The 21,969-nt window shown below is 39.0% G+C and carries 24 protein-coding genes; 12 read left to right on the top strand and 12 right to left on the bottom strand.

All coding sequences use genetic code 11. From position 1 onward, the window contains the following. Positions 1 to 25: 25 nt before the first annotated feature. Positions 26 to 553, top strand: a complete 528-nt coding sequence (gene hpf, locus CVT00_RS06625; RefSeq protein WP_004317788.1) for a ribosome hibernation-promoting factor, HPF/YfiA family — start codon at positions 26 to 28, stop codon at positions 551 to 553. Between the two features lie 427 nt (positions 554 to 980). Here the strand turns inward: hpf and rpsR are convergent, their stop codons facing one another. From rpsR to CVT00_RS06595, 6 genes are all read right to left on the bottom strand, one after another. Beyond that, on the bottom strand, positions 981 to 1,241 hold the full coding sequence (gene rpsR, locus CVT00_RS06620; protein ID WP_021089765.1) for a 30S ribosomal protein S18: 261 nt from the start codon (positions 1,239 to 1,241) through the stop codon (positions 981 to 983). A gap of 16 nt (positions 1,242 to 1,257) precedes the next feature. Next, positions 1,258 to 1,785 carry a single-stranded DNA-binding protein gene (locus CVT00_RS06615; RefSeq protein ID WP_103559125.1) on the bottom strand — a complete coding sequence of 176 codons (528 nt, stop codon included), beginning with the start codon at positions 1,783 to 1,785 and terminating at the stop codon, positions 1,258 to 1,260. Positions 1,786 to 1,798: 13 nt separating this feature from the next. Continuing rightward, the gene (gene rpsF, locus CVT00_RS06610) at positions 1,799 to 2,218 is read right to left on the bottom strand and encodes a 30S ribosomal protein S6 (protein WP_004317779.1); all 420 of its coding nucleotides are present in this window, start codon (positions 2,216 to 2,218) and stop codon (positions 1,799 to 1,801) included. A 77-nt stretch (positions 2,219 to 2,295) separates the two neighbouring features. Beyond that, the gene (holA, locus tag CVT00_RS06605; RefSeq protein ID WP_103559126.1) at positions 2,296 to 3,294 is read right to left on the bottom strand and encodes a DNA polymerase III subunit delta; all 999 of its coding nucleotides are present in this window, start codon (positions 3,292 to 3,294) and stop codon (positions 2,296 to 2,298) included. Further along, entirely contained in the window at positions 3,287 to 5,206 is a 1,920-nt protein-coding gene (locus tag CVT00_RS06600; protein WP_107914883.1) for an RNB domain-containing ribonuclease, read from the bottom strand. The genes holA and CVT00_RS06600 overlap by 8 nt, the downstream gene beginning before the upstream one ends. After that, a complete protein-coding gene (locus tag CVT00_RS06595; protein ID WP_103567760.1) occupies positions 5,203 to 6,021 on the bottom strand; it encodes an HDOD domain-containing protein in 819 nt (272 codons plus the stop codon). The genes CVT00_RS06600 and CVT00_RS06595 overlap by 4 nt, the downstream gene beginning before the upstream one ends. Before the next feature lie 147 nt (positions 6,022 to 6,168). Between CVT00_RS06595 and ilvC the strand changes: the two genes are divergently transcribed. From ilvC to ruvX, 4 genes are read left to right on the top strand one after another with little or no spacing between them, the layout of a single operon-like run. Continuing rightward, complete coding sequence (gene ilvC, locus CVT00_RS06590; RefSeq protein ID WP_107914886.1) at positions 6,169 to 7,191, top strand: ketol-acid reductoisomerase; 1,023 nt, start codon at positions 6,169 to 6,171, stop codon at positions 7,189 to 7,191. A 3-nt stretch (positions 7,192 to 7,194) separates the two neighbouring features. Continuing rightward, the gene (locus CVT00_RS06585) at positions 7,195 to 8,643 is read left to right on the top strand and encodes a divergent polysaccharide deacetylase family protein (protein WP_107914888.1); all 1,449 of its coding nucleotides are present in this window, start codon (positions 7,195 to 7,197) and stop codon (positions 8,641 to 8,643) included. After that, positions 8,640 to 9,410, top strand: coding sequence for a DNA-processing protein DprA (dprA, locus tag CVT00_RS06580; RefSeq protein WP_107914890.1), 771 nt, complete (start codon positions 8,640 to 8,642; stop codon positions 9,408 to 9,410). The genes CVT00_RS06585 and dprA overlap by 4 nt, the downstream gene beginning before the upstream one ends. Further along, positions 9,407 to 9,790, top strand: a complete 384-nt coding sequence (gene ruvX, locus CVT00_RS06575; RefSeq protein WP_107914892.1) for a Holliday junction resolvase RuvX — start codon at positions 9,407 to 9,409, stop codon at positions 9,788 to 9,790. Before dprA ends, ruvX begins: the two co-directional genes overlap by 4 nt. Here the strand turns inward: ruvX and CVT00_RS06570 are convergent. From CVT00_RS06570 to CVT00_RS06545, 6 genes are all read right to left on the bottom strand, one after another. Beyond that, on the bottom strand, positions 9,785 to 10,579 hold the full coding sequence (locus CVT00_RS06570; RefSeq protein ID WP_107914894.1) for a hypothetical protein: 795 nt from the start codon (positions 10,577 to 10,579) through the stop codon (positions 9,785 to 9,787). The two genes, ruvX and CVT00_RS06570, sit on opposite strands and share 6 nt — an antisense overlap. Continuing rightward, the gene (queA, locus tag CVT00_RS06565) at positions 10,576 to 11,598 is read right to left on the bottom strand and encodes a tRNA preQ1(34) S-adenosylmethionine ribosyltransferase-isomerase QueA (protein ID WP_107915013.1); all 1,023 of its coding nucleotides are present in this window, start codon (positions 11,596 to 11,598) and stop codon (positions 10,576 to 10,578) included. Before queA ends, CVT00_RS06570 begins: the two co-directional genes overlap by 4 nt. After that, positions 11,591 to 12,346: a twin-arginine translocase subunit TatC gene (tatC, locus tag CVT00_RS06560; protein WP_107914896.1), complete on the bottom strand. Its 756-nt coding sequence runs from the start codon at positions 12,344 to 12,346 to the stop codon at positions 11,591 to 11,593. Before tatC ends, queA begins: the two co-directional genes overlap by 8 nt. After that, positions 12,346 to 12,744 carry a Sec-independent protein translocase protein TatB gene (tatB, locus tag CVT00_RS06555; protein ID WP_012140063.1) on the bottom strand — a complete coding sequence of 133 codons (399 nt, stop codon included), beginning with the start codon at positions 12,742 to 12,744 and terminating at the stop codon, positions 12,346 to 12,348. The genes tatC and tatB overlap by 1 nt, the downstream gene beginning before the upstream one ends. Before the next feature lie 67 nt (positions 12,745 to 12,811). Continuing rightward, entirely contained in the window at positions 12,812 to 13,858 is a 1,047-nt protein-coding gene (gene hemW / locus CVT00_RS06550; RefSeq protein WP_103559132.1) for a radical SAM family heme chaperone HemW, read from the bottom strand. A gap of 55 nt (positions 13,859 to 13,913) precedes the next feature. Next, on the bottom strand, positions 13,914 to 14,798 hold the full coding sequence (locus CVT00_RS06545) for a helix-turn-helix domain-containing protein (RefSeq protein WP_103559133.1): 885 nt from the start codon (positions 14,796 to 14,798) through the stop codon (positions 13,914 to 13,916). Between the two features lie 107 nt (positions 14,799 to 14,905). Here CVT00_RS06545 and CVT00_RS06540 point away from each other — a divergent pair, with 107 nt between their 5' ends. The 7 genes from CVT00_RS06540 to folP all read left to right on the top strand — a co-directional run bounded on the left by CVT00_RS06540 (position 14,906) and on the right by folP (position 21,968). Beyond that, the gene (locus tag CVT00_RS06540) at positions 14,906 to 16,852 is read left to right on the top strand and encodes a TonB-dependent receptor domain-containing protein (RefSeq protein ID WP_103559134.1); all 1,947 of its coding nucleotides are present in this window, start codon (positions 14,906 to 14,908) and stop codon (positions 16,850 to 16,852) included. A 1-nt stretch (position 16,853) separates the two neighbouring features. After that, positions 16,854 to 17,945, top strand: a complete 1,092-nt coding sequence (locus CVT00_RS06535; RefSeq protein ID WP_107914898.1) for a PepSY-associated TM helix domain-containing protein — start codon at positions 16,854 to 16,856, stop codon at positions 17,943 to 17,945. A 63-nt stretch (positions 17,946 to 18,008) separates the two neighbouring features. Further along, complete coding sequence (locus tag CVT00_RS06530; protein WP_012140061.1) at positions 18,009 to 18,473, top strand: RNA pyrophosphohydrolase; 465 nt, start codon at positions 18,009 to 18,011, stop codon at positions 18,471 to 18,473. After that, positions 18,473 to 19,672: an aspartate kinase gene (locus CVT00_RS06525; protein ID WP_103559136.1), complete on the top strand. Its 1,200-nt coding sequence runs from the start codon at positions 18,473 to 18,475 to the stop codon at positions 19,670 to 19,672. The genes CVT00_RS06530 and CVT00_RS06525 overlap by 1 nt, the downstream gene beginning before the upstream one ends. After that, a complete protein-coding gene (locus CVT00_RS06520) occupies positions 19,672 to 20,211 on the top strand; it encodes a HobA family DNA replication regulator (RefSeq protein WP_021087775.1) in 540 nt (179 codons plus the stop codon). The genes CVT00_RS06525 and CVT00_RS06520 overlap by 1 nt, the downstream gene beginning before the upstream one ends. Next, positions 20,212 to 20,832 (top strand): DNA polymerase III subunit delta', encoded by a 621-nt coding sequence (locus CVT00_RS06515; protein WP_103559137.1) that lies wholly within the window; start codon positions 20,212 to 20,214, stop codon positions 20,830 to 20,832. Next, the gene (gene folP, locus CVT00_RS06510) at positions 20,829 to 21,968 is read left to right on the top strand and encodes a dihydropteroate synthase (RefSeq protein ID WP_103559138.1); all 1,140 of its coding nucleotides are present in this window, start codon (positions 20,829 to 20,831) and stop codon (positions 21,966 to 21,968) included. Before CVT00_RS06515 ends, folP begins: the two co-directional genes overlap by 4 nt. Position 21,969 lies beyond the last annotated feature (1 nt).

Genomic DNA, 21,969 nt, shown 5'->3' with positions numbered 1-21,969 from the left:
CTTACTTTCTATAAAGGAGATTGCGATGAACATAAGCATTGTAGGAAAACAATTTGAGCTAACAGAGCCCATCAAGAACTATATCCAAGACGCTTTTGATACCCTTGGCAAGTACAACCTTGACATCATCTCAGCAAGATGCGTAGTAGGAGCAGATGAAAAGCAAGGCAAAAAGGGCTTTAATGCAGAATTTTCTCTAAATATGGCACATAAAGACACGATAGTCGTCCGCCAAAAAGATAAAGATCTCTATGCGGCGATAGATCTTGCTATCGAAAAGGCTTCAAAAGTTTTAAGAAGAGAACATGATAAGAAATTTACCGTAAAAGGTAAGGCCGATGATAAAGAATTTCGCTCAAGAATAGGCGAAGAAAAGATCGAAGGTGTCGAGGAGATCGTGCCTATGGAGCTTGAAATTTACAAACCTCTTGAGGTAGAAGAGGCACTAGATAAACTAAAATCAAGCGATAAACAATTTTACGTATTTAACGATGTCGATGCCAAAATGCGCGTCATCTATAAAAGAACAGACGGAACTTTCGGTCTTTACTAAAACTAGGGGCAGCTTTGCCCCTAAATTTATTATCCATTTTTAACTTGATATTTTTAAATTTCAAATTTTATTTTGTATTATGCGATGGAAATTTTATGGACAAGCTCTAAATTTAACTTGCTAAATAATATAAGACCGCGTAGTCAAATTTAAAGCCTTCGGAGAATATTTTGTTGCTTAAAAGTGGCATATAAATTTAAGAATCTAGCGAGTGAAATTTATAAAAAACTTTCAAAAACTTGATGAAATTTAAGATATAAATTTAAAAAACCAGACAACATCTAAATAAATTTGGCTAGCTTGGTGATTTTAAAATGTTAATAAATTTAAGATTTTGATGAGCAAATTTTATAAAAACTTAGAAATAGTAAAAATTAAGAGTTAAATTTAAAAGATTTTAGCCCAAAATAGGGCTAAAATTTATGGATTATAGACCTTCAAAAGGGTTTGTAGCTACGTCTTTGCGATCAACTATGTAAGGTATGATAGCTGCATGGCGAGCTCTCTTGATCGCTTTTTCTACCATCTCTTGGTATCTTTTTGATGTGCCAGTTAGGCGTCTTGGCATGATTTTAAATCTCTCTGACAAGCAATACTTCAAAAGTGAAGTGTCTTTGTAGTCTATAAAATCAATTTTTGCTTCTGTAAATTTGCAATATTTGCGTGAATATTTTCTTTTTTCTGCCATTTTTTATCCTTTAAAATTAAAACGGTATTTCTTCATTGTTGAAGCTCTCAGCATCAACGTCTATATCAGGAACTTCTGAATAACTCTCTTGCTTTCTTTGTGGTGCAGCTTGTGGTCTAGCTTCTTGTTGGCGGTTATATTGGTTATTTTGATATCCGCCTTGCTGTCCGTAGCCACCGCTATTTTGGCTATTCATAGAGTATCCGCCTTGTTGCGTTTGGTTATTTGAGCCAAGCATTTCCATGCTCTCAACGGCGATAGAGTGTTTTGAGCGGTTTTGTCCGTTATTGTCGGTCCATTGGTCAAATTTAAGTCTTCCTTCGATAAGCAGCTTCGATCCCTTGTTGAGATATTGGTTTGCTATCTCTGCACTCTTGCCAAAAAATGATATATCAATAAAGCAAGTCTCATCTCTTCTTTCCCCATTTGAGGTGATTTTGCGTGTCACAGCTATACTAGAATTTCCTATGGCAACGCCGCTAGTAGTATATCTAAGCTCTATATCTCTGGTTAAATTTCCAACTAATACTACTTTATTGAACATTTTTTATCCTTGATTATTCTTCTGTAAATGTTTGCTCGTCTACTTTTTCAGCTCTTGGCTCGCGTGGTGCTCTTGGTTCGCGAGGTTCTTTTTTTATAGTTTGCTTGATACCTTTGCAAAGTCTTTCCCAAGCTGCGATTTCGCGTTTGTTTTCATATTTAACGCTTAAAAATCTTATGATATCTTCTGTGATTCTTACGTTTCTTGTAAGCTCTGCAAGAAGTGCTGGTGGAGCTTTGTAGTAGATAACAAAATATGTTCCACGCTCATATTTTTTGATGGTATAAGCTAGCTTTCTAGTGCCCATCTCAACGACAGTAGCGATCTCGCCGCCGTTTTTTGTTATGACTTCTTTTACGAAATCAACCTTAGCTTTAACTTCCTCTTCCGTCAATGTCGGCTTAAGAATAAATAAAAGCTCGTAATGTTTCATTTTTTCTCCTTATGGATATTTAGCTCACTTTGTGAGCAAGGATTTTGCATTAAGCAAGGGTGGATTTTAGCTTAAATTTACTTAATATTTGCTGTTGATATGAGGTGCTGGAGGTTTAAAATGGTTGATAAAACGAAAATTTCTTTATCCATTTTTGTATTTGTTTTTAGCTCTAGCTCGGCTAAATTTAGCGTTTTAAATATCTCTAAATAGGCATTTAAACTTAGCTTTAAGCTATTTGCTTTTAGTAAATTTGCCACATTTACTGGCGGCTGATAGCCGATCGCTTCGTCTAAAATTAAGCGGCCATTTATCTTGATGTAAGAGTAAATTTTAAACAGCCTAAAAAACGCTTTATAAAGTGAGTTTAGAAGTAAAATTTCATTAAAATTTGGATCTTCTAAGTAGGTAAAAAAGTCGTTTTTTATATCTTTTAGAGCCATAAATTTATTGAAAAAGTCATCAAAATTTATCCCGCCAAGTCCAAAGACCAGCCTTTTTACATCGTCTTGTTCGATGTGAGCGTTTAGGCTCTTTAGTTTTGTTAGCTCGCTTGCTGCAAGGTATAAATTTTCATTATGCGTAAAATAAAGCTCATAAAGTGCGTTTTTGGTTATATTTAGGCCTATTTTAGCTGAGCTTTTAGCTAGTAAATTTATAGCTTCATCTGGGTTTGAGGGCTTGAAAAACCTAGCAAAATTTGCCCCAAAAGCCTTTTGTGTATCAAAAACTAGCTTCATATCAGCCTCATAAAGCTCAAACAAAAAGTAGTTGTCATGGCTTTTTGAACAAAGCGAGATGAGCTCTTTTAGCTCTTTTGCTGGGATCTTTTTATCGCTTTTTACATAGAGGATATTTTTGCCGCCAAAAAGCGACTGCTCGCTTAGGTGAGAGCTTGCTTGCGCGTAGTTGTACTCGTCAAAATAAAGGCTTAATAAATTTGCATCTTCGCTTGCATAAAAACTCAAAATTTCTTTGCCAAAAAGCTCGATCTGAAACTCGTCTGCGCCAAAAAGCAAGAAGTAGTTGCTTAAATTTGCATTTGCTAAATTTAGCTCCAAATCTTTTCTATACATCGATCTTTCTTATCACTTTTGCAAAAATTTTAGCGCTCGCGATGTCGGCCTCTGTGATCTTTACGACAAGCTTTTGAAGTAAATTTGCGCTGTATCCAGTGATGAAAATCCTAGCTCCAACAAAGTAATCATCAAGCTTAGCGACCAAGACATTTTGGTTTTCGCTCACGTAGCAACGCACCTCTTTGCCGATGTTTGCAGCTGCCCAGCGTGCAAATTTCCTATCCATAAAGTCGTAGGCTACCTTGTCGGCCTCTCTTTCAAGCTCGCTTAAGGTTGCGCAGGTGCTTTGGATGTTTAAAAGCAAGAAGTTGTAAAGCTTATCATCTTTTGAAATTTTAGCCTTTAAAAGTCTGTGTAAAATAAGGTCAGAATAGCGTCTAATAGGGCTTGTAAAGTGCGTGTATCTATCAAATCCAAGCCCAAAGTGGCCTAAATTTTCACTTGAGTATTCAGCCTTTTTTTGAGACTTGATGATGAGCTTGTCTATCTCTTCGCGGTTGCCTAGTTCATCGGCCTTTGCTTGGATCTTTCTTATCAAATTTGCAAGGTCGCTCTCGTAGGTAAAGTCAAGCCCCAAAAGCTGCAAGTCCTCAAGCAATGTATCTATCTTTTTAAAATCAGGCGATGCGTGGTTTCTAAAAACGCCCTTTGTGATGAGCTTTGCTGCAGCTTTGTTTGCTAAAAGCATGCAGTCTTCAACTAGTCTATGCGAGTCGGAGTCACTTTCAAACCTAGTTTGTGAAATTTGACTCTCTTCATCAAGGCTCATTCTAAGCTCTTTTGTCCTGAAATCAAATGCGTGCAAAAGCCTTTTTTTGCGAAGCTTCGTGGTGAGTTTAAAAAGTGGCTTGACCCATGAAATTTCACACTCTCTTTTGCCTTCTAAAATTTCATCGATCTCATCGTAGTTAAAGCGCCTTTTTGAAAGGATGATCGCCTCAAAAAGCTCCTCTTTTTTTACCTCATTGTTTGCATCGAGTGAAATTTTAAAACAAAATGCAAGGCGCGGCACATTTGGCTTTAGCGAGCAGATATTTTCACTAAGCGCGCGCGGCAACATCGGCACTGAGATGTGCGGAAAGTAGATAGAAAAGCCTCTTTTTTTAGCCTCGCTATCAATGGCGCTATACGCGGTCACATACTCGCTTACATCGGCGATTGCGACGTAAATTTCGCGCTTTTTCTCATCAAAATATATGGCATCGTCAAAGTCTTTGGCATCGACTGGATCGATCGTGCAAAACTCTAAATTTCTTAGATCAATCCTGTTTGGATACATGCTAGCATCGACTTCATCACCAAATGCCTTTGCCTCAAGCTCGCAGGCCTCGCTAAATTTATCATTTTTATTATAAATAGCAAGCGAAATTTTCTCATCGCTTAGCGGATCTTCTAAATTTCCTAAAACCTCGACTATTTCGTTGTTTAGGTTATTTATCTTTAGTAGCGTCCCAAGTGGGAGCATCTTTAGGCTTTTTTGAGTTGCCTTTAGGGTTGTGCTTAGCCCAGTTTTTAAATTTGCCCCTAAAATGGCCGCCCCAATGCGTTTTGTATAGACCACGCTAGTCTCATTTGCAAGCTTTAGGCTCATTACTATCTTAGCGCTTTGGCGTTTTTTCTTAAGCGGCAAAAGCTTTGCTAACACGATATCGCCAAGGTGAGAGTTGTTTAAATTTTTATTTTCGACGATAATATCTTGCTTGAAGCGCTTGTCAAATGGCATGATAAAGCCAGTTGCATTTTGGCTGATGTCTAGCTTGCCGCAGACATAGCCGTTGTTTAGGTAAAATTTATCTTTATGTAAGCTTACGGCACCAAGATTTAGGAGATTACGTAAGATCTCTTTGTCTTCGTTTGATATCTCTTTTTCTTTGATGCCAACTAGAAGTGATGTTAAAAATTCTTTCACAAATTGTCTTTGACTTTGCTAACAGCCATTAAAAATGTATCTCTCTCAAAGCCATATTCGTTTATAAGAAGTGTTGCGTTATTTACGCTTACATCGTCAAGCTGGTTAAAGATATTAACCGCTGTTTTTACTACTTTTAGCGCTCTTGCGTACTCTTTTATATGATCAGGTGCCTCTTCAGGAGTGTTTGAGTAGAGGATAGAATTTCCAAGCTCGATCTCTAAATTCCACTGCTCAAAAATTTGAGCTGTAACCTCTTCGTTTGTGATGTCTAAAATTTCAGACTCTAAAAGCGCAAGGTCATAGGTAGATGAAATTTGTTTTAACTTTGTTTTAAACTCAGCAACTTGATTGTTTTCTGTGAGCTCATGTGCTAAAACGATCTTGCCAACTTCAAGCATAAATGAAGCAGGAGAGAGAATTTCTAGATTTTTAGGTTTTATCTTAGAGTACCAGTGATACATCAAAGCATTTTGCATGATTGAGATATTTAAAAAATCTTGTGCGGTAATGTCGTATGGCTCTAAATTTATAGAAAAGGTCTTTTTGATGGCACTTGATAGCGCAAAACCGCGGATAGTAGCCATACCAAAAAGTGAAATGGCTCTTGCGATAGTTGTGATCTCTTGAGAAAAACCGTAAAGTGGAGAGTTTGCTGAACGCAAGATATTTGCTGTTAGCATAGGGTCTTTCTCAACCACTTTTGTGAGATCATTTATCGAGCTATTTTCGTCAGCATGTAGGCGCTGGATCTGTATGACAGTGTCGTCTAGTGGCGGAAGCGCTTTGATTTTTTTAAAAATTGATTCATTCATGTAAAGTGACTCTTTTGGTTAAAAATTTTGTCACATTATAGCAAAAAGCTGCAGCATAAAACTTAAAGATACTTTTTTGCTCTTTTTCAGCAACGTTTTTGTTGCTAAAATGTATAATTTCGCCAAATTTTAACAATAGGAGAAACAATGGCTATAAATGTTTATTATGATAAAGACTGCGATTTAAGCCTTATTCAGAGTAGAAAAGTAGCAATCATTGGCTTTGGCTCACAAGGTCACGCACACGCTGAAAATTTAAGAGATAACGGTGTAAGTGTTGTTATAGGTCTTGCAAAAGGCGGCAAAAGCTGGGCAAAAGCTGAGGCTAAAGGCTTTGAGGTAAAAACTGTTAGCGAAGCTACAAAAAGCGCTGACGTGATCATGATCTTAACGCCAGATGAGCTTCAAGCTGAAATTTATAAAAATGAGATCGAGCCAAATTTAAAAGATCACGCTGCTATCGCATTTGGACATGGTTTTAACGTTCATTTTGGACAGATCAAAGCTCCAGCAAACATAGACGTCATCATGATCGCTCCTAAAGCACCAGGACACACAGTTAGAAGTGAATTTTTAAGAGGTGGCGGCATACCTGATCTTATCGCTGTTGAGCAAAATGCAAGTGGAAAGGCTAAAGAGATCGCTCTAAGCTATGCTTGCGGTATAGGCGGCGGTAGAACTGGCATCATTGAGACAACATTTAAAGATGAAACTGAAACAGATTTATTTGGCGAGCAAGCTGTGCTTTGCGGTGGTCTTTGCGCACTTGTAAATGCTGGATTTGATACGCTTGTAGAGGCTGGATATGAGCCTGAGATGGCGTATTTTGAGTGCTTGCACGAGCTAAAACTAATCGTTGATCTAATGTATCAAGGCGGCATGGCTGATATGCGCTACTCTATCTCAAATACCGCTGAATATGGCGACTACGTAAGTGGCGTAAGAGTAGTTGGCGAAGAGAGCAGGAAAGCTATGAAAGAAGTTTTAAGAGAAATTCAAAATGGTAAATTTGCAAAAGACTTCATCCTAGAGAGAAAAGCAGGATATGTTAGAATGAACGCTGAGCGCGGTATAGCTGAGAGAAGCTTGCTAAATAAAACTGGCAAAAAACTTCGCGCAATGATGCCTTGGATAACTAACGGCAAACTTATAGATCAAAGCAAAAACTAAGCCTTGAGCGAAAAAAAGACTACAAAGAAGCGTCCTGCAAAAAAGAGTGCAGGTCGCTCTCATAATAAAATTTTCCTTGGTATCGGCGTCATCGCTGCTATTTTGATAGTAGCACTCATCGCAGCTCTTAGCATCAAAAATAAAGATGTTGAGCAGATAAGCAAAGCAAATGAGCCAAAGAGCGAGAAGCAAATTTCAAAAAAAGCTGAGCAAAAAGTTGCCAGCAAAGATAAAAAACAAGAGTACGAGAAGAGAAAATACCCTCTAAAATTTGATGAAGATGAAAATTTAAGTAAAATTTTTACCGACCCTAAACATAAAAGTGAGCTTGCTCTAAAGCCAAAAACTGAGCCAAAAGAGCAAAAAAAGATAACTCCTGAGATAAAAACTGAAGTAAAAGTAGAAACTAAAAAAGAAGAGCCAAAAAAAGAGCAAAACGATACGAAAAATCTACTTGCAAATTTATATAAAAATATGCAAAGCAGCGTAGATGCAAGCTCTGAAGCAAAGAGTGAAGAAAAACCTGAGCAAAAGGTCGAGCAAAAGGTTGAGCAGGTTATCGAGCCATTTTATGCAGGCAAAAATGAGGCAAAAACAGAGCAAAACAAGAGCGTTGAAGCAAATTTAAGCATAAAAGAAAATTTAAAGCATAGTGAAATTTTAAAACCAGAACCAGCTAAAAAAAGTGAGGTTGAGCCTAGTAACAAAGCCAAAAAGCAAATTTACAGCGAAAAACCGCAAAAAGAGAGTGCAAAAAAAGATGACTTTGCTGTTGTGCCATTTACTCCAAATAGCAGCGTAAAAGGGCGTGCAAAGCTGGTGCTAATAATCGATGATGTGGCGACATTTGAGCACGCTAGCATGGTAAAGTCAATCGGTCTAAAGATAACGCCGTCCATTTTCCCAGCGACAAAAACTCATCCAGATACGCCAAACATCGCTAGAACGTTTGAGTTTTATATGATACATCTGCCGATGCAGGCAAAGCACTTTGATAGCCCAGAGATAGGCACTCTTACGGTAAATGAGAGCTTTGAGAGCATGCATGAAAAGATAAAAAAGATACGAAGAGACTTCCCGCGTGCAAAATATACAAACAACCACACAGGATCGCGATTTACCAGTGATTATGACGCGATGGACAAGGCTTATAGAGCGCTGATAGAGCAGGGCTTTATCTTTGTTGATAGTAAGACGATCGCTCAAACAGCAGTGGCAAGGGCTGCTAAAAAGTATAATCAGCCTTACATTTCAAGAGATATATTTTTAGATGATGATCCATCGGCTAGTGCGGTTAGGCGAGAGCTTGTGGCTGCTGTAAATTTAGCCAAAAAAAGAGGCTATGCGATCGCTATCGGACATCCAAAGAAAAACACGATCGCAGTGATAAAAGCTAGCAAAAACAACATCTTAAAAGATGTAGAAGTTGTTTATCTAAAAGATATTTTATGAAGCTTGAAATCATCCCAGAGGCGCTAAATAGGCTAAAAAATCCCCCAAAAGAGCTAAATTTCATAGGCGACACTTCGCTTCTTAGCATGCCAAAAGTAGCAGTCGTTGGCTCAAGAAAGGCAAGTGCCTATACAAAAGAGTGCGTCACGGCACTTTGCGTAGCGCTAAAAAATGCAAATGTCTGCGTCGTAAGTGGTGGGGCTATCGGTGTGGATATCACAGCTCATAAAGCCGCCATGCCACGAACTATCGGTGTTTTTGCAAATGGACTTGATATCATCTATCCAGCTCAAAATAGGGCATCGATAAAAGAAATTTATGAAAAAGGCTTGGCTCTAAGCGAGTATGACGATGGCGAGCCACCGATCGCTTATAGGTTTTTAGAGCGAAACCGCATAGTTGTGGGGCTTGCACAAGCTCTGGTTGTCGCACAAGCTGATCTAAGAAGCGGCTCTATGCAAAGTGCGAGGCTAGCAAATGAGCTTAAAATCCCTCTCTTTGTCCTGCCTCAGCGCATAAATGAGAGCAATGGGACAAATGCTTTACTGGCTAGCAAAAAGGCCGAGCTTATCGATGATTACGTTAAATTTGCTTCGCTTTTTGGCGAGGTAAAAGAGCAAGAAAAAACAAGCGATGAGATCTTGAAATTTTGCAAAAACGGAGTTAATCTTGATGAAGCATTGTCTAAATTTGGTGAGATCATCTATGAATACGAGCTTGACGGGCTAGTTGAAATTTCAAATTTAAGAGTAAAAAGCGCGCTATGAGAGAGAAATTTATGGCGATCGATGTTGGACTAAAGCGCATAGGGCTTGCTTTTGGCTTTGGCGAGGTCGTGACGCCCCTTGAGCCAGTTCTCAGAAAAAACAGAAACCAAGCCGCAAGAGATGTAAGCCAAAAAGTAAATGAATACGCTCCAAACACGCTAGTAGTGGGCATTCCGATCGGTGGTAGTAGCGAGGATGAGATGAGAAGGCGTATCGAGCATTTTGTCTCACTTTTGGAGGTGGAAGCTGCGATCGTCTATCAAGACGAGGCCTTTAGCAGCAGCGAGGCAAGTGAAATTTACACAAACACAAAGCGAGATGGCAGGCTTGATAGCGTCTCAGCCACCATCATCTTAAAGAGATACCTAAAAATTTTATAAATTCCTAGCCACTATCCCTAAAGTCTCGTGCAAACTATCGCTAGTAAATGGCTGTCTAAGTGTGGTCATCTTCTCGCTTTTGATACTTTTAGCTTCATCTTTGCTTATGATGACGATGTAGAAATTCTTAAGCTTTTGATAAGTTAGCATCTCATCAAGCCTTGTTTTGTCGCTTAGATACTCCTTTTGCACAAAGATGATGTCTGGCTTAAAAATGGCATCTTTTATGTGTAAATTTAAACTCTCAAAGCTCTTTTGTTTGCTAAGCTTCAGCCCTGTAAAGCTTAGCTCATGACTTAGCGTTAAAAATAAATTTTCATCATCGCAAGCTATTATCGCATTTTTGCCTAAGAGGCTTGCTATCTCGACGCTTTGCCTTTTAAATGTCCCGCTTTTTGGTAGTGGCACGCTTATGCTTATATTAAAGCCATCCTCTGCTTTGCTCATCTTGGCATTTAGCTCTTTTAATAGCTCGCCAGCTTCTTTTACTAGCTTCTCATTTGGCTTTTGCGGGCATGAAGTACATCTTATATGTATGTCAAAATGCACCAAACTTAGGCTGTAGCTTACTAGAGTAAAGGAGATTAGCAGTTTTGAGTTGCTAACGCTATTTAGGTAAAATTTGCTTAAATTTTTGATCGCACCTATTAGCTTGTGTGCTTCAAAGCTTAGATAGCGTGGGTAGTTTGGGTTGTAGTTAAAGACGATGGCGTTATCTCTGGTGGTTGCGTCTTTAAAAAGTGCCTCTAAAAAAAGCTCCATTTGCGCGATAAAATCGACATTTTTCATATCACAAGCATCCCATCTCCATATGAGTAAAATCTATACTTTTCGCTAACCGCCGTTTCATAAACCCTCATCGTTTCTTCAAGCCCTATGAAGCTAGTAACTAGCATTATCAGCGTTGATTTTGGTAGGTGAAAATTTGTTAAAAGGTAGTTTTGTCTGATAGGCTTATTGTTTAGATTTAAAAATAGCTTGCAAAAGCCACTTGGCTGCTTGCTTCTAGCAAATTCTTCAACGCACCTAGTAACTGTCGTGCCAACGCCAAGGATGGGCTTATTTGAGCTTATGATCTCTTGAGCTTTTTCGCTTAGCTCGTAAAACTCAGAGTGCATTTTGTGATCATTTATGTTTTGGCACTCCACACCCTTAAATGTCCCAGCGCCCACGTGAAGCGTGATGTAGGCGACCTCGTGCTTTACCTTTATTCTCTCTAGCATCTGCTCGCTAAAGTGCAGGCTAGCTGTCGGAGCCGCGACTGCGCCGCTATTTTTGGCAAATATACTTTGATACCAGCTCTCGTCATCCTTTGTATCAGCTCTTTTTATGTATGGCGGAAGTGGGACGTGACCGATCTTTTCTAGCTCGCTAAAAAGTCGCGCCGTATCTAAAATAACGCCATCTTTGGTGAAATTTACCACCCTTGAGCCATCGTCATTTAGCTCAAGCACATTTACCTTTATGCTATCAGCGAAATTTAAAACGCTACCGACACTTACTTTGCTCCTTATATAGACGCTAAATTTATTATCATTAAGCGGTTGATTTAGCATCACTTCGCAAGCTCCGCCGCTTTGTTTGTGTCCTAAAATGCGGGCTTTAACTACCTTTGTATTGTTAAAAATGACCGCCGCATCATCTGGGATGAGACTGGCTAGATCTTTAAATTTATAGTGCTTTATCTCTTTTGTTTTTTTAAGATAAACAAGCAGTCTTGCCTCTTCTTTGGGCAAAACTGGCTCTTTTGCGATGAGCTCATTAGGCAAAAAATAATCATAGCTTGAGATATCGTTTATATCACTCATCGCCTGCGTCGCTGTCTGTATCGCTATCTTCTTCATCGTCGTCGCTTTTGCCAGCTCTTTTGGCTACGATGATAGAAATTCCATAAAGTCCGATGAGTGGCAGTGCCATTAAAATTTGACTTATAACATCTGGCGGTGTGACGATGGCTGCAAAGATAAAGATGACGACTACTGCGTATCTGAAGTAGTCTTTTAGCATCTTGTCATCGACAAGGCCTATCTTTGCTAAGAAAAATGTAATGACAGGCAGCTCAAATGAAATTCCAAAGCCGATCAGAAGTTTCGTGAAAAAGCCCACGTATTCGCCGATACTTGGCAGCGCCGTAAAGAGCTGACCGCCAAAATTTACCAAAAATGTAAAGCCAAGCGGGATGACCACGTAGTAGCAAAACGCCGCCCCGCACGCAAACATAAATGAAGCTGAAAGCACAAATGGGATCACATATTTTTTTTCATTATCATAAAGCCCAGGTGCGACAAATAGCCAAAACTGCCAAAAAATGATAGGCAAAGCAAGCACCAAACCAGCAAAAAAAGCGACCTTCATCGCAGTGAAAAATGGCTCTTGGATCTGTGTAAAGATGATATTTGAGCCAGCTGGTAAGACCTGCTTTAGCGGCTCGCTCATCCATGCAAGCAGTGGATTCCAAAATGTAAAGCAGATGCCAAAACAGACAAAAACGCTTACTATGCTTATAAAAAGCCTCTTTCTAAGTTCGATCAAATGGGGTCTTAGCTCTTCAAACATCACGCCTCTTTTTTATCGTTTAAGATCGCATCTTTAACTAAATTTGTTGGATTTTGTATATTTTCTACCGTTTTTTTCGTGTCGCTTACGACGTTTTGTATGCTCTCAGTGACGTCGCTTGCGCTTTTTTTGATCTCGTCAAGCTCTTCAAAAGTGAGTTTTTTACGTACGCTTTGAGCGCTTTGAGTTATGCTTTCTTTATATTTTTGAGCGTCTTCTTTTAGCTCGGCTATCTTCATCTCTTGATCAAAAGTTGATTTTGCGTCGTTTATGCCTTTTTTAAACATCTTTAGAAATTTGGCGATCTGCACCATAGCGCTTGGCAGCTTGTCAGGGCCCAAAACTAGCACGGCGATCACGGCGATGACCAAGATCTCAGAAAAACTCATTCCAAACATTTTTGCCTCTGTTAAATTTTATTTAAGCTTTGTATTTTATCTTGACTTTGCTCAAATTTTTATAAATTTAGCCCTCGATAAAGAGTGCGATCTCGTCGCTTAATAAGAAATTTGGGTTGTAAAATTTGCCCTCTTTAAAGAGCAGTTTTTCATTTTCTACAAGTAAATTTGCTCTTTTTTTCTGAGTCTCGCTTAAACGCCCAGCCTCCACGCCTACGATGCTTCTAAGCCCTAAAAATATATGCTCTCTAGCTAGCTCGCTTTGGCTTAAAATTTCTCTTTCTCTATGCGTTGGCTGAGCGATGTAGGCGTCTATGCTACTTTTGGCGTAGTATCTAGTGCCATTTACAAAGCCCACGCTAAAAGCCCCCACACCAAGGTAGTTTTTGCCTTGCCAGTAGCCAAGATTGTGCTTGCAAATTTCTCCGAAATTTGAAATTTCATACTGCTTAAAGCCAGCCCTCTGGATCTGCTCTATCATAAATTTAGCCAAAGTGTCGCTATCCTTTTTATAGCTTTTTTTGCCAGCAAATGGGGTGTTTTCTTCAAGTGTGAGCGAATAGGCGCTTAGATGCGTGATAGCAAGGCTTTTTAAATTTTCAACCTCAGCCAAAAGGCGCTTTTTGGTATCAAATTTAGTGTCATAGATGAGGTCTAAATTTATGCTCTTAAAGCCAGCTGCATGGGCATTTTCAACTGCTTTAAAAATTTGCTCCTTGCTGTGGATGCGCCCTAGAAATTTAAGCTTATCTTCAAAAAAGCTTTGAGCACCAAAGCTTATGCGGTTTGCGCCTAAATTTTTTACATGCTTTAGCCAGGCTAAATTTGCTGAATTTGGATTTGCTTCAAGCGTTATCTCAGTTTTGGGCGTGCAAAGTGGAGCTAAAATGCTAAAAATCTCATCATAAAGCTTGGCATTTACCGCACTTGGTGTGCCGCCGCCAAAAAAAATGGTTGAAATTTCTTTTACATTTTGGCTTTTTAGCTGGAAATTTAGATCAAGGAAAAGCGCTTTAAAGTAAGCGCTAACCTTCTTAAATTCGTCGTCGCTTGAGCCAAAGGCGCAGTAAGGACACTTGCTCTCGCAAAATGGCACGTGGATATAAACTTGCAAATTTCTCTCTTTTTTAAATTTTGGCGATTATAAGAAATTTGGCATTTAGCGCAGTTTAAAAGTAGCTTTTTTGCCTTATTAGCTCGCTTGGTAAAAAGCCAAAAGTGCCTTTAAAAATTTTTGCAAAATGTGCTGCATTTGTGTAGCCAACGATACTGGCAGCCTCTTTTATGCTGATATCATTTTGCTTTAAAAGGGCAAATGCAAGCTTTAGTCGCTCTTTTGCTAAAAGCTGATAAATCGTCTCTTTGAAAAAGAATTTAAAATTTTTCTTAAGCCAAAAGTCATTAGTGCCGCAAAGATGGGCTAGCTCTTTGATACTTGGGGGATTTTGCATGCGAGTAAGCAGAATTTTCTTAGCCTTTAAAAGCACTTTTTCTTCGTCGCTACTAAAGCAAATTTTCTCATCTTTTAAAGCTTTGCTCTTGTAGATAAGCTCTAAAATTTTTGACTCTATAAAGATCTCTCTCATCGTGCCATCATATAAATTTGTCGTCTCAAGCTCGTTTAAAACGCAAATTTGATCCTTATCTTTTTTGTATTTTATAAGATCGAATTTCTCTTCAAGCCTAAGCTCACTAAAAATTTCAAGCTTATTTGCGTAGTGCTCTTCAAAAAGCAAGGTTTTGGTTTTATAAAATTTATTTTGATATTCAAAAACGCCTTTTAAGCTATCATTTACCAGCCCTATGCAAAACTCATCCCTGCTTAAAAGATACTCTTTTTTATCGAGCTTGAAGCAAAGATTATCTTTTGCTTCGTTAAACATTAAAAATAGATATTTTTTATCTCCCTGGCTCTCTCTTTTTATGATTTCGTTGCATAAAATCTCGCTTTTTAGGTAGCTGATGCCATTATTTTGTTTAAAAAATTCTACATTTATCCGCTTGTTGCTTCGCGAGATTTTACTTATGCCATATCTTTTATCTAAAATTATCATTTTATCCCTTGAGCGTTAAATTTAATCCCTCTAGCGTTATGTCTGATATTGATAACGATTATTTTATTTTAGTAAAATGTGATTTAAATTTTAATAAGGAGTTTTTTGTGAGAAGTCTATTAAAAATTTCTATTTGTGCGGCAGTTTTTATAAATTTACCGCTTTTTGCAAATGAAGATAAAGTTCTGCCAGAGGTTAAAGTAGTGAGCGCAACTGGCTTTGAGCAAAATATAAAAGATGCCCCTGCAACGCTTAGCGTCATCACTCAAGATGCGCTAGAAAAGAGAAATCACAAGGACGTTGAGAGCATGGTAAAAGACGTGCCAAGCCTTTTTGGAACGACTCCCGAAGCGGCAAATAGACGAGGAATTTCTATACGCGGATTCTCTCCAAGATTTACTAAAATTTTAGTAAATGGCATGCCAGTGCCAGGAGATAACGCTTATAAGGGGCTAAGAAGCGTTGGAGGCTCATATAGCTTCATCCCACCAGCAAGTGCGATAAGCCGTATCGAAGTGATACGCGGTCCTATGAGCTCGCTTTATGGCAGTGACGCACTGGGTGGCGTGATAAATATCATAACAGATGAGTTTAGTAACGACTTTCATGCAAATCTTGGCTCAAGCTATAAATTTGCTAGAAATAAAAATATAAGCGGCGAGTTTTACAACAGCCTCTATCTACACTCTGGGCTAATAGACGATCTTTTAAGCATCTCAGTTTATGGCAAAAATTTAAACAAGTCAGAGGATAAAATCTCATACGCAAACAGAGAGCAAAAAGATAGAAATTTTGGCACGAAGCTCTTTTTTAGACCAAATGAAAATAACGACATCACGCTTGAGCTTGCAAGAAGTGATGTGAAATATAAAAGAACTAAAGGCAAAACACTATCAACTGGTACTAACTCGGTTGCTAGCGAGAGAATAAAGGGCGATGTGATAAATTTAAGCCACGAAGCAAGGCTTGATAATATCTTACTTCAAAGCTACCTCTCTTACGGCAAGATAAAAGAGATAGCACAACAAAATTTGACGTTAAAAACACTAAATTTTGATACAAAAGGTTCATATTTTACTGATAACAACGCCTTTACTTTAGGGCTAAACGCCAAAAAAGAAAAGCTTGATGAAAAGGCAACCACCGCAGACGCTGCAAATGTAAAAAGATATGACATTTCGCTTTACGGCGAGGATGATTATCACCTTACGAAAGACTTTATCTTAAGCACTGGCATTCGCTATAACTACGACGAGAACTATGGCTCGCACGTTTCACCAAGAATTTATGGTATATATAACTTAAATGACTTTTTTGCCCTAAAAGGCGGAGTTAGCACAGGATACGCTACGCCTGACATCAAACAACGCACGCAAGATCTTGCATTGCCATTTGCTGGAGGACGTGGAGCACAGCTTGGTAGAAGCAGCCTTAAGCCAGAGACAAGCGTGAGCTATGAATTTGGCGGCGTTTATAATGACAATGAAGGCTTTGAAGCATCGCTAACTGGCTTTTACACAAGTTTTAAAGATATGTTAAGCTATAGCCCTATCTGCTCAAGAGGCAGTGTTTGCAGACATAAAGGCAAAATTTATCCAAATGGTATTTGGGAGAGTGTAAATATCGGCAAAGCTGAAATTTACGGAGTTGAACTAACAAATGAGTGGCAGGTGACAAATGCTCTTAGGCTAAATCAAAGCTATGTTTATACAAGATCAAAACAAAAAGATGGAGCCGAGATAGGCAAAAGTTTAAACAACTATCCGCTTCATACATTTAAATTTGGAGCGAACTACGAGCTAAACAGATGGCTAAATTTCTGGTCTCAGATAAATTATTATGGTAGGACTAAAAACTCATTTAGCTATGCTGATGATATGAGACCTTACGTGATCGCTGATCTTGGCATAAACTACAACGTAACTAAAAATTTCAGTCTAAATCTAAGCGTTTATAACCTCTTTAATGAGTACTTTACGACAAGATCTGGCAGATACGACATCTTGATAGCTGACGGGCAAAAGATCGAGCTTGGTTTTAATCTAAAGTTTTAAAATGATAAAAATTTTGAAAAAATTTCATCTCATCTTGGCTTTTATCTTTGCCTTGCCGCTTCTTGTGCTTAGCATTAGTGGAGCGATCATCTCGTATCACGATGAGATAATTGATATCTTTAGCAAAGATGAGGTTGTGGCTGGCAAAAAGCTTTTAGAGATAGATGAAATTTTAAAAATTTTTAGCAAGAGCGAGCCAAATTTTAATCTTAGCTACCTAAAGATAAAATCAGAGGCAAACAAGGCTTACGTCATAAGCGGAACTAACGAAAACGGCGAGTTTGAGTCGTTTTTTGTAGATCCTTATACTGGAGAAATTTCAGGCAAAAATAGTGCAGAGAAATTTATAGGGCTGGTTTTAAATTTGCATAAAAACTTAGCCCTTTCGCTTTTTAAAAATGAAAATTTGACCAAATTTGCAAGCGAGCTAATAGCGCTCTCTACGCTTGCGTTGCTTTTTATCTTGATAGGCGGGGCGGCTATATATTTTTGGAGGTTTAGAAGCAGGGTGGGGGATGCTTTTAAGCTAAATTTAAAAGCAAGAAAATTTGCGTTTTTGTATTCATTACACGGCTTTTTGGGTATCTATCTTGGCGCCGTTTTAAGCGTGATTTGCATTAGTGGGCTTTACTTTTCTTATGAGAGTTTTGTTAAGGTTATAAATCAAATTTGTGGCGAAGAGAAGGTCTTTAAAAAGCCAAATTTTACAAACAAAAATGGCTTTAGCTTAAGCGACGAGCAAAAGGTGGCAAACCTTAAAAAGGCTTATGAAATTTTCATCTCTAAATTTGGAGACGAGTTTGAGGCTTTAAAATTTATAGCAAATAGCGGCGGCGTCAAATTTATGCTCTTTTACCTGCCAAAAGGTGCTAGCGAGAGAGATGGTGCTAGGCTTTTAGTCGATACAAAAAGCGAGCAAATTTCAAAAAATGCCATGCCAAAGTCATTTGAAATTTATAAATTTATGCTTGATTTGCACGCTGGATATATCTTTGGCGAGCTTGGTAAATTTATATTTTGCCTAGCATCATGCGGTGTGGTTTTACTGCTTTTTAGTGGAGGTGCGATTTATTACAAACGGCGCAAAAACTAACTTCATTTATCTATCTCTTAACTCTTTTTCGTTATCATCTCAAATAAATTTTTTGGAAAAGACATGCAAAAAAAATATAGACCAAATGTAGCAGCTGTCATTTTGTCTAGCTCTTACCCTTTTAAATGCGAAATTTTAGTCGCAAAAAGGGTTGATATGGACGATATTTGGCAGTTTCCTCAAGGTGGCATAGACGAAGGCGAAAGCCCAAAGCAGGCACTAAAAAGGGAGCTTAAAGAGGAGATCGGAACTGATAAATTTGACTTCTTAGAAGAGTATCCTGATTGGCTTAGCTACGACTTTCCAGCAAATGCGTCAAAGAGATTTTATCCATATGATGGGCAGACGCAAAAGTACTTTTTGGTTAGGCTAAAAAATGGTGCTAGCATAAATTTAAAGACCGAGCATCCAGAGTTTAGCGAGTATAAATTTGTAGATATCAACAAGGCTTTAGAGGGGATAAATCACTTCAAAAAGCCTATTTATGACAAAGTTTTGAGTTATTTTAAAGAGAAAGGATATTTTTGATGTTAATCGTTCAAAAATTTGGCGGAACTAGCGTAGGCACGCTTGAGCGCATCGAAGCTGTGGCAAATAGGGTCATAGAGACTAAAAACAGCGGCGCTGACGTGGTTGTGGTAGTTTCTGCGATGAGTGGAGTTACAAATCAATTAGTTGAATATAGTGAGTATTTCTCAAAGCACCCAGACGGCGTTGCTACTGATATGCTTTTAAGCTCTGGGGAGCAAGTAACCACCGCGCTTTTGACGATTGCGCTTAATGCAAAAGGCTATGCATGCGTAGGACTAACTGGCGCAATGGCTGGGATAATGACTGATGATGTGCATACAAAAGCTAGGATAGAAACGATAGACACCACTAGGCTAAAAGCTGAGCTAAAAGCTGGCAGGATCGTCGTCGTAGCAGGCTTTCAAGGCATAGACGACAAAGGCGATATCACCACTCTTGGCAGAGGTGGAAGTGACCTTAGTGCGGTTGCGCTAGCTGGTGCGCTTGAAGCTGATCTGTGCGAAATTTTTACCGACGTTGATGGCGTTTATACGACTGATCCAAGGATAGAGAAAAAGGCAAAAAAGCTAGAAAAGATAAGCTATGACGAGATGCTTGAGCTCGCCTCTGCTGGGGCAAAAGTGCTACAAAATCGCTCAGTCGAGCTAGCAAAAAAACTAAATGTCAAACTAATCACAAGAAGCAGTTTTAACCATAACGAAGGTACATTAATAGCAAAGGAAGATAATATGGAAGCGGTTTTAGTAAGCGGTATAGCACTAGATAAAAATCAAGCAAGAGTAACTTTAAGAGGCGTAGTCGATAAGCCTGGCATCGCAGCTGAAATTTTCACAGCTCTAGCTCATCAAAATATAAATGTAGATATGATCATCCAAAACGTAGGACACGACGGAACGACAAATTTAGGCTTTACAGTGCCACAAAACGAGCTTGATCTAGCAAAAGAGACTATGCAAAAGCTCTCAGCTGCAAAACATGTCGAGTATGACGATGCGATCGTGAAAGTCTCGGTTATCGGCGTAGGCATGAAGAGCCACAGCGGCGTAGCATGTCTAGCATTTGAGACGCTTGCAAAAGAGGGGATAAATATCCAGATGATCTCAACAAGCGAGATAAAAATTTCAATGATCGTCGATCAAAAATATGGCGAGCTCGCAGTTCGCGTACTTCACGATGCGTATAAGTTAGATAAATAATGCAAGATTTTATCCAATGGACGCTTGAGACTATAAGAAGCGAAAGATATATGAGCTGGATGGAGGAGAAGCGCGTCGAATGGACGCCTTTGCTTGCATCTAGGCTTAAATTTTTGCTTGATAGCAAGGCTTTTATAGTCATCTGCGACGATGAGCGAGAGTGGTTTGAAAACTATCTTTTAAGAAATATCAACCGCACAAAAAGCGAGCGTCCATTTTTGCCATTTTTTAGCCTAAGATCGCTCTATCCAGCCTTTGACAGCGTCGAGACAAACGAGCAAAAGCAGCTTTTAAAAGATATGCTAAGCCTTGCCTTTCCAAATGGCTACATCTTTTTTTACATAGGCAAAAGCATAGACAAGCGTGCAAATTTAGCTAAGACTGATGAAAACAGCTATATGTGGCTCTTTGACGAGCAGGCGCAAAACAGCTTCACGCTAAGCTCTAGTGATGAAAACTTAGACATCAAACTTCTAAATTTATATAAACTTTTTGACAAGAGCATAGACGCTGTGCTCTTTGCAAAGGTGATACTCTAAATGCTTAATAAAATCGTCATAACAAGCGATTTTGAAAATTTAAAAGCCAAGCTTGAAGCCGAGTTTGGCGTAAATAATCTAAGATTTTTTATAAGCGATGATTTTTTGCTAGAAAATGCAAAAGAGGTCATCGCCGAAGCTTACATCGCCGAAAAAGATGAGAAAATTTTAGTCATAGAGGCGAAGTCTTTTCGCACCGAGGCTCAAAACGCACTTTTAAAGATCATCGAAGAGCCCCCAAGAAATATCAAATTTATAATAGTAACGCAGAGTAAAAATTTGCTTCTACCAACGATAAGATCGAGGATGCTCATAGAAAATAAGCTCACCAAAAAGCCAAAAATGAGCGTAGATCTAAATTTAAAAGCCCTTAGCCTAAAAGAGCTAACAAGCTTTATCGATGAAAAGATAGCAGAGGAGCAGGCGCAAAAATTTGGCAAAAACGAGCTAAAAGAGCTTGTGGGCGCTATCGTGACAAAGGCGGTTGATAGCGGGTATAAATTTAGTGGCGATGAGATGGAGTATTTTTTCTCGCTCATCAAGCTTGCCGATCTAAACGCCAAGTCTCATGCCGTTTTGACGCCACTTTTGCTTACTATCTTTGAGAAAGGACGACGTTGAAATTTTATAAGATAAATAATAAAAGCGACTTTGATCAAATTTGCAAGGCCATCTCGCCAAGTCCGGCTGGTGCGAAGCTCATGCAAGAAAAGAGCGAGATAAATTTTATCTTCATTGACGAGATAAAGACCCCAGCGGCAAATATCCTAAAGCAAGACGCTCTAAGCGTTGGCGCCGAGCTTGTGACGCATAATGATACGATCTTGGGTCGCGAGAGCCTAAACAAAGCCTTGCTAATGGCGACAAACGCGCAGCTTAGGCAGTTAGCTAAAAAAGAGAAGCTGCAAGACTTTGGGCTTAAAAAGCTTGCAGGTTTTTTAGAGACTAAATTTACAAAGCCAGCAAAGCCTCTTATAATGGGCGTTGCAAATATAAATTCAGATAGTTTTAACGAGCAAAGCCGCATAAATACACAAAATGGCATAGCAAAAATCGAAGCCATGATCGAGGCAGGTGCCCACTACATCGATCTTGGCGGTGTTAGCTCAAGGCCAGGGAGCGAGTATTGCGGACGCGAGGAGGAGTTTAGGCGCATAAAAGATATCGTGGAGGAAATTTACAAGCTAAATTTACATGAAAAGGCAAAATTTAGCCTTGATAGCTTTGATCCTTATTGCTTAGAATTTGCGCTAAACCACGGCTTTAAGATGATAAATGACATCACAGCAAATGCAAATTTAGCCACGCTTGCTGCAAGATATGACGCTCAGTTTTGCATGATGCACATGCAAGGAGACCCTGCCACCATGCAGATCGCGCCAAAGTATAACGACCTAATCGGCGAAATTTCAGACTTTTTTGAGCAAAAGATAGCCCTAGCAAGGGAGCTTGGCGCTAAAAAGATAGTGCTTGATGTGGGTATCGGTTTTGGCAAGACGGCTGAGCAAAATTTACTGCTTATTAAGCATTTGGAGCATTTTTTAAAATTTGGCTGCCCGCTGCTAGTTGGTGCTAGCCGCAAATCAGTCATAAATCACTACTATAAAAGCGAGGTCAAGGAGCGCTTGCCAGGCTCGCTTTATCTACATCTAAAAGCTTTTGAAAACGGCGCGCAGATCATTCGCACACACGATGTGGCCGAGCACAAGCAGCTTTTTGATATGCACGAGGCGATGAGCCAAGCCACGCTTTGGTAGG

This window comes from Campylobacter concisus, from assembly GCF_003048675.2.
In the GTDB taxonomy this organism is placed as follows: domain Bacteria; phylum Campylobacterota; class Campylobacteria; order Campylobacterales; family Campylobacteraceae; genus Campylobacter_A; species Campylobacter_A concisus_F.
Note: the sequence above shows the minus strand (reverse complement) of the source record. Positions and strands in the feature narration are given on the sequence as shown.

What these genes read in the sequence shown, in the direction of transcription:
- CVT00_RS06525 (WP_103559136.1), top strand. Translation starts at nt 18,473, where the DNA reads ATGTTAATCGTTCAAAAATTTGGCGGAACTAGCGTAGGCACGCTTGAG.
- holA (WP_103559126.1), bottom strand. Translation starts at nt 3,294, where the DNA reads ATGTATAGAAAAGATTTGGAGCTAAATTTAGCAAATGCAAATTTAAGC.
- tatC (WP_107914896.1), bottom strand. Translation starts at nt 12,346, where the DNA reads ATGTTTGAAGAGCTAAGACCCCATTTGATCGAACTTAGAAAGAGGCTT.
- CVT00_RS06595 (WP_103567760.1), bottom strand. Translation starts at nt 6,021, where the DNA reads ATGAATGAATCAATTTTTAAAAAAATCAAAGCGCTTCCGCCACTAGAC.
- tatB (WP_012140063.1), bottom strand. Translation starts at nt 12,744, where the DNA reads ATGTTTGGAATGAGTTTTTCTGAGATCTTGGTCATCGCCGTGATCGCC.
- CVT00_RS06545 (WP_103559133.1), bottom strand. Translation starts at nt 14,798, where the DNA reads ATGATAATTTTAGATAAAAGATATGGCATAAGTAAAATCTCGCGAAGC.
- queA (WP_107915013.1), bottom strand. Translation starts at nt 11,598, where the DNA reads ATGAGTGATATAAACGATATCTCAAGCTATGATTATTTTTTGCCTAAT.
- CVT00_RS06570 (WP_107914894.1), bottom strand. Translation starts at nt 10,579, where the DNA reads ATGAAAAATGTCGATTTTATCGCGCAAATGGAGCTTTTTTTAGAGGCA.
- CVT00_RS06520 (WP_021087775.1), top strand. Translation starts at nt 19,672, where the DNA reads ATGCAAGATTTTATCCAATGGACGCTTGAGACTATAAGAAGCGAAAGA.
- CVT00_RS06535 (WP_107914898.1), top strand. Translation starts at nt 16,854, where the DNA reads ATGATAAAAATTTTGAAAAAATTTCATCTCATCTTGGCTTTTATCTTT.
- CVT00_RS06515 (WP_103559137.1), top strand. Translation starts at nt 20,212, where the DNA reads ATGCTTAATAAAATCGTCATAACAAGCGATTTTGAAAATTTAAAAGCC.
- ruvX (WP_107914892.1), top strand. Translation starts at nt 9,407, where the DNA reads ATGAGAGAGAAATTTATGGCGATCGATGTTGGACTAAAGCGCATAGGG.
- ilvC (WP_107914886.1), top strand. Translation starts at nt 6,169, where the DNA reads ATGGCTATAAATGTTTATTATGATAAAGACTGCGATTTAAGCCTTATT.
- dprA (WP_107914890.1), top strand. Translation starts at nt 8,640, where the DNA reads ATGAAGCTTGAAATCATCCCAGAGGCGCTAAATAGGCTAAAAAATCCC.
- hpf (WP_004317788.1), top strand. Translation starts at nt 26, where the DNA reads ATGAACATAAGCATTGTAGGAAAACAATTTGAGCTAACAGAGCCCATC.
- CVT00_RS06615 (WP_103559125.1), bottom strand. Translation starts at nt 1,785, where the DNA reads ATGTTCAATAAAGTAGTATTAGTTGGAAATTTAACCAGAGATATAGAG.
- rpsR (WP_021089765.1), bottom strand. Translation starts at nt 1,241, where the DNA reads ATGGCAGAAAAAAGAAAATATTCACGCAAATATTGCAAATTTACAGAA.
- rpsF (WP_004317779.1), bottom strand. Translation starts at nt 2,218, where the DNA reads ATGAAACATTACGAGCTTTTATTTATTCTTAAGCCGACATTGACGGAA.
- CVT00_RS06530 (WP_012140061.1), top strand. Translation starts at nt 18,009, where the DNA reads ATGCAAAAAAAATATAGACCAAATGTAGCAGCTGTCATTTTGTCTAGC.